This window comes from Streptomyces sp. McG3 (assembly GCF_018619185.1).
Taxonomy (GTDB): Bacteria; Actinomycetota; Actinomycetes; order Streptomycetales; family Streptomycetaceae; genus Streptomyces.
On sequence record NZ_JAAXYC010000378.1, the window covers coordinates 1 to 6623 of the forward strand.

Here is a 6623-nt window from a genome sequence, read left to right on the forward strand (position 1 = left end):
GGGGTGACCACGTGGCCGGGGTCCCGGTCCGGCGAGGCGGGGCAACCGAGGCCGGTCTCCGGTACCGGGGCGAGTTCCGGGGCCCGGGGCAGAACGGTCACGGCGCGCTCCAGGGGCGGTAGGCACGGAGAGGGCGGTACGGGAACGGTGACGGTGGGGCCGGGCCGCGGAAGGCCGGTCGCGGCACCGGCGAGCCGGGCGAGCAACGCGTCGGCCTCCACCGGCACCCCGGCGACGACGAGTTCGCCCACCGCGAGGCACAGGTGCCGCAGGCTCGTGTCGCCCGGGGTGTCCAGGGCGACGGCCACGTGCTCCCGGTCGCCGAGCACCCGTTTGATCCAGCCGGTGCACAGCCTCCGCGGGCCGTGCTCCACGAAGACCCGGACACCGTCCGCCCACGCCTGTTCGATCGTGGCCGCGAAGTCGATCGTGCCGAGCCCCTGAGCGGTGAGCGCCTCGGCCGCCCGCTCGGACGTCGGCCGGTACGCCCGGCCGGAGGCCCCGCTGTAGAAACGAACGCCGGGCACCTCGACCGTGGGACGGCGGTGGGCCTCGTGCCACACCTCCCGGACCTCCGCCAACTCCGGTGCGTGGGCAGCCATGTCGTAGTCCAGCTCGATCGCCCGGTCGACGCCGATCCTGGCCACGACGGCCGCGCACGCCCGGGACTCACCGCCGATGACGCAGACCCCGGGCGCGTTCACCGCCATCAGGTGGACCGCCCGCTCCCCGGCGAGCGCCGCTCGAACTGCCGCCAGGGGCGCGGCGATCAGCCGGCTCGACCACCGGTCGCCACGGATGCCCCGCTGCCGCCAGTAGCGCCGGACCGCCCGCAGCTCGCCCGCGAGTTCCGTGGTGAACAGACCGCTGTCCCGGGTCGCTTCATAGAGCCCCGAGGCGTCCGGCCAGGCTCCCAGCGCGACCAGCGCCGTCGACTCGCCCGAGGAGTACCCGATCGCGGCGTCCGGCCGCAGTCCGAGCACCTCGCGGCTGAACACGGTGTGGAACGCGGCCAGTTCGGCGACGGCCCAGATCTGGCCGAGGACCCCGGGCTCGGTCCCGGCCCGCAGGCGCGCCCCCATCGCCCCATGTTGCTCACGGACCCGCTCGCCCAGCGACGGCAACGCGAGGGCCAGCTCATGGCCCATCCCCGGGTACGCGGCCGAGCCGTTCGTGTACACGAAGGCGGTCTGCCCGACGACCGGCCCGTCCCGGTACAGGACGTCCGCCGGGCGGGCCCCGCCCTCCGTCAGCCAGCGGCGGGCCGCTGCCCCGCGCTCCTGCCACGTGGTGTCGCCGTCGACCACGAAGGCCAGCCGGGCCGGGCCGGCCGAGGACTCCCTGCCGGCCTCCAGCGCGCCCAGCACCGCCCGGCGGTCGGCCCCCGAGTAGACGTGCAGGCGCGGGGCGGGGCCCCGCAGCCACGGGCGGGCGTCCCCCGCGCGCAGCCGTACGCCGGCGGCCGGCCCCTCCAACGGCGTGACCACGGCCCGTGCGGTGTGGGCGACGGCCGCGGTGTCCGCCGGTCCTCCGGTGCGGGGTACCGCGCGGTGCTGGAGCGAGAGCGCCGCGACCGCGACGGAGACCAGCCCGGACGCGGCATGAGCACGCCCGAAGGAGGCCGCCGGATCGAAGACCGCGTCGGGTCCGTCGCCGATGACCATGTCGCTTTCGCCGGTGGCCTCTTCGTCCAGCAGGGCCAGGACGCTGTCGCCGTCCCTGCGAGCGGCGTCCAGGGACTTGAGGACCAGGATGACGGCCGCGTCCCCGGGCTCCTCGTCCCGGCCGAGATCCCGCAGGGCGGCCCGGTGAACCGCCTCGCAGGACAGGTCGGTGGCGCCGACGAGGGCGGCGTCGGCCTCCCCCGACCGGATGGCCCGAGCCGCGATCCCCAGCGCCACCAGCCCGGACGCCTCCTCCGCCGACACCGTGAACCCGGGTCCTGCCAGGTCGAGTTGGGTGCTGATGCGGTTCGCCGCGAGGTTCGGCATGCTGCCCACCACGCCCTCCGCCGTCATGGCCGGGGTGAACGCATCCCGGGCGAGGTCCGCCGACGCCGCGCCGACCGGCGTCCCCGACTGCTCCAGCCAGTGCGGAATCCGCCAGCGCGCGCCCGCGCGGGCCACCTCGGGGTCCACCCCCGTACCGACGACCACCATGGTCCGCTCGCGGGGCAGGCTCACCGCCCGGGCGGCCTCCCGGGCGGCCTCCAGCACCAGGAGCTGATGACGTACGGTCCGCTCCAGGGCCAGCGGCGGGAAGCACAGGTCCGTCAGCTCCACGGCGATCTCCGCGACGGGGCCACGCCGTTCGCCGCCCAGCACCGCCCGGCGGAAGTCCTCCAGCGACGTCCCCTCGCCGACCCGGGCTCCGACGGCGACGATCGCCACCGGCGTACGGTCGCCCGGTTCGGCGGTTGCCGGAGCGGGGTCCGGGGCCTCGGCGGCCGTTCCGGCGTACCGGGCGGCGGTTCGCGTCCGGGTCACGGCGGGTGGGGGAGGGCAGTCCGGGGCGTCGACGATCAGATGGGCGTTGGTCCCGCCGAACCCGAAGGCGCTGACCGCCGCCCTGCGCGGCCCCGCCCACTCCTCGGCCGCGGCCAGCACCCGCAACGGCGTGCCCGCCAGTACGTCCAGCGGTCGTCCGGCGCCGAGCGTCGCCGGACGCACCCCCGCCCGCATCGCACCGAGCACCTTCAGCAGTCCCGCCACACCCGCGGAGGCCAGCAGATGCCCGATGTTCGATTTCGCCGAACCGATGGGAAGGTCCTCAGCGGCCCCGAAGACCCGGGCCATGCCGCGTGCCTCCACCGCGTCCCCGACCGGTGTCCCCGTGGCGTGGCACTCGACGAGCGACACCGACTCGGGAGCGACGCCCGCCCTCTCGTAGGCCAGGCGCACGGCCCGTACCTGACCCTCCTCCGACGGGCTGATCAACCCGGAACCGCGTCCGTCGTTCGACAGCCCCACGCCGCGGATCACACCGAGCACGGGCAGGGCGGCGGCGCGGGCGTCGGACAGCCGTGTCAGGGCCACGAACCCGGCGCCCTCGCCGTGCACCAGCCCGTCCGCGTCCCGGTGGAAGGGACGGCTGCGCCCCGTGCGGCTGGTCGCTGACAGCCCGCAGAACCCCACGTGCAGGTAGAGGGGGTCGGGGCGGCTGACCGCACCGGCCACCATCAGATCCGCCGTGCCGTCGTGCAGCCGGTCGCACGCCAGCTTGATCGCGTACAACGAGGACGCACAGGCGGCGTCGAGGGACCACGCCCCCGCCCCGAGCCCGAGCGCGCGGGCCGCGAGCCGGGCGGGCAGCCCGGAGGAGAACCGGTTGCGGGCATCGGGCCGGGTCCGCCGCTCACCCGCCAGCAGGGCGTCGCGGAGCGGGGGGCGTTGCGCGGACAGCCATACGTGTTCGGCGAAGGCCGCCCCGGCGGGCGTGGGGTACGACAGGTTCCCCAGCACCAGCCCTCCACGCGGCAGCGGACCCGTGTGTCCCGCCTCGGTGAGCGCCTGCCGTACCCCGTAAAGGACCCAGTGGAAGAGCGGGTCCAGCGCTGCGATCCGCTCCGGGGCGAGGGGGAGGCCGGCCGGGTCGAAGACGGACTCGAACCCGTGGACGTAACCGCCGACGTCCGTCCAGGTGCGGTCGAGGTGATCCTCCACCGAACCCATGGCCCACCGCCGCGGCAGCCGCCACCGGCCCTCCGGGGCGGCCGACAGGCTCGTGCGGCCGGCGGCGATGTTCTCCCAGAACGTGTCAGGGTCCAGCGCGCCGGGCAGCACACAGCCCCGGCCGACGACGGCGATCGGTTCGAAACGCATACGGGTCTCACTTCACGGCGGGGCGGGGCGGATGGGACCAGGACGACGGGGCCGGGCGAGTCGGGGTGCGGAGGGAGGGACGGGGTCAGGAGGGGCGGAGGACGAGCTCGACACCGATCAGCTCCACCCGGACGGACCCGTCGGCGTCGATCAGCGCCGCGTCGCAGCGCGCCCCGGTGTCGTGCGCCTTCCGTCCCCGCACCACACAGCGCACGGCGCCGTCCACCGGGCCGCGCCGGTGCACCCTGCACTCGGCGACGGCCATCGGCAGCGTCGCCGCCCCGAGCACCTTCTCGGCCCAGAGCAGGGCGAGTTGGAGCGCGCCGTCCACGGCCGCCGCATCGAGCGGCCCGTGCTCGTCCGCCCAGCCCAGGGTCCGCAGGCCCGCGACGGTCGCCTCCGCCCCGTGCTCCGACACCCCGCGCACCGTGCGCAGGGCGTGGAACCGGGGGCCGTGGAAGAGGACCTCCCCGTCATAGGGCGTGGCCCGGTCGAGAGGCTTCAGTCCGTCCGGGGTGTCCCACGAGGTCGCGTCGGGCTCCCCGGCCCCGGTGTCCAGCACGGCCCGGAAGTGCGCCAGGCCGTCCTCGCCCCGCAGCTCCGCGTCCAGACCCGACGGTGAACCGGGCGCACCCCGGCTGCCGAGCACGGTGAGCCGGTGACCCGGGGCGCCCAGTTCCGGCAGGGCGTACTTCTTGTACACCCGCAGATCACGCAGGACGAGCCGCCCGGCGGCCGGCAGCCAGGCCGTGGCCGCGCCCGCGAACCAGTTCAGGACCAGGGCCACGGGCAGCACCGGAACACCGGCGGGCGCGTGGTCGGCCAGCTGCGGCAGGACGTCCGAGCGGACCAGCACCTGTGCGCGCCGCGGGTCGCCCGCCGGGGCCAGGGCGGCCGGATCGTCTCCCGCCGCCAGGACCACGCGGGCCTCACCGGCGACACCGTCCACCTCGGCCGTGAAGGCCGCGGCTCCCTGGGCCAGCGGGATGAGCGGAACCCCGGACCGGCCGAAGTGTGCGGCCAGCGCCGGGGTGACCATGCCGCCCTGCCAGGGTCCCCAGGCCACACACCGCACCAGGCAGCCGGGCCGACGGACCTGCTCGGCCGACGCGACCTGGTGGAGGACCTCATTGGCCATCGCGTAGTCGCTCTGCCCCGCGTTGCCGAACACGGCGGCCACCGACGAGAACAGGAGCATCGTGTCCAGCGGATCGTCCGCCGTCGCCGCCAGCAGCGCCCGCAGACCGTCCACCTTCGTGGCCATGACCGACTCGGCCTGCTCCTCGGTCCTGTCGACGATCCGCTTGTCGGCCAGCACCCCCGCACCGTGGACGATGCCGGTGACCGGCCCCCACGTCTCGCGCACGGTGTGCAGAGCGGCCGCGAGCGCGTCGCCGTCGCGGACGTCCACCCGGATGTACCGGACGGGTGATCCGGCGGCCTCCAACTCCGCGAGCGTCGAGCGCACTTCGCGCGCGGCCAGGATCTCCCGGGCCCGCTCCGCGATCCGGGCGGGCGAGGAGTCCGCCGCGTCCGGGGCACGCTCCGCGAGCAGCCGGGTGAGCGCCGGTCCGTCGGTGGCCGACGCCAGCCCGGCCGGCTCGGCGGTCAGCTCCGTCCTCCCGAGCAGCACGATCCGCGGACGGTGGGTCCTGGCCAGGTCGAGCAGGGCCGCCGCGGTCACCCCGCGGGCCCCTCCGGTGGCCACGATCACGGAAGCACCGGAGATCCGCCGGGCGCCGGCGGGCGTGACGGGCGCGGGCACCATCCGCGGGAGGGCGCGCCTGCCGTCCGCGCGGAGGCCCACCTCCGGATCGGCCCCGCCCTCGAACAGCTCCCCGACGATCGCTTCGGCGAGCTCCTCGTCGTCCCGGCCGCCCCGCTCGCAGTCGACGACCCTGACCGAGGAGTCCGGCCACTCCTTCGCCGCGGTCCTGGCCAGACCGGCGACCCCGCCCAGCCACGCCCGGCCGGGCGCGTGACCTCCGAGCCCGAAGTCGCCCCCGGTGTCCTGGACGGTCACGAACAGCCCGCCGCCCCCGGCCGCCCGTGGCGCCACCGCGCGCGCCGCGCGGAGCGCCGACCGGTGGACCTCCCGCGCCTCCTCCGGTGTACCGCCCGCGGTCAGTCCGCCGAGGTGGACGACACCCCGGGCGCCCTCGGGTACGTCCGCCACGGCGCCGGCGGCCACGCCGCGTTCCACCAGCTTCCGGGCCACCAGGCCGACGACCGAGCACCCGCCGGGGCCCCCGCCGGTCACCGCGACGGGCCCGTCCAGCAGTCCCGCCGTGGTCAGCCCGGACACGGGCGACTCCACCAGGCGCGGCACCAGCCGCGTCAGCGGCGTACGTTCATCCGCCCTGTCGTCCGGGGCGTCCGGGGCGTCCGGGGCGGGCACCTCGCGGAGGGCCGGGGCCCCGGCCGCCACGGAGTGCTGCCCGGCCCGGGCATCCGGCTCCGGGGGCCCGGGAGGCCGTGGGCCGCCGGTGAGCGTCTCGACGATCTCGCGCAGCGTACGGAGCTTGCCGAGCTGCCCGGGGTCCCCGGTCGCCACGTCGCCCACCTGCCGGCGCACCGCCGACAGGATCTCGACGCGCTTGATGGAGTCGACGCCCAGATCGGCCTCCAGCTCCATGTCCATGTTGAGCATGGCGGTGGGATAGCCGGTGAGGCGGGCCACCACCGACAGGAGCAACTCCTCCAGCTCCGAAGGCGACAGGGACACCGAGCCGTTGACGGGAGCGTCGTCCACGGGAGCGGCAGTCGTCTCCGGCGCGGGGAAAGGCACCGCCGGGGCCGGCT

The 6623-nt window shown here is 76.2% G+C and carries 2 protein-coding genes; both read right to left on the minus strand.

Going from position 1 to position 6623, the window contains the following annotated elements; all coding sequences use genetic code 11:
* The coding region (locus tag HET64_RS34690) for a beta-ketoacyl synthase N-terminal-like domain-containing protein (protein ID WP_285801936.1) at positions 1 to 3821 on the minus strand (3821 nt) is incomplete at its 3' end.
* Between the two features lie 85 nt (positions 3822 to 3906).
* A partial coding sequence (locus HET64_RS34695; RefSeq protein ID WP_215111223.1) for an SDR family oxidoreductase occupies positions 3907 to 6623 on the minus strand: 2717 nt, incomplete at its 5' end.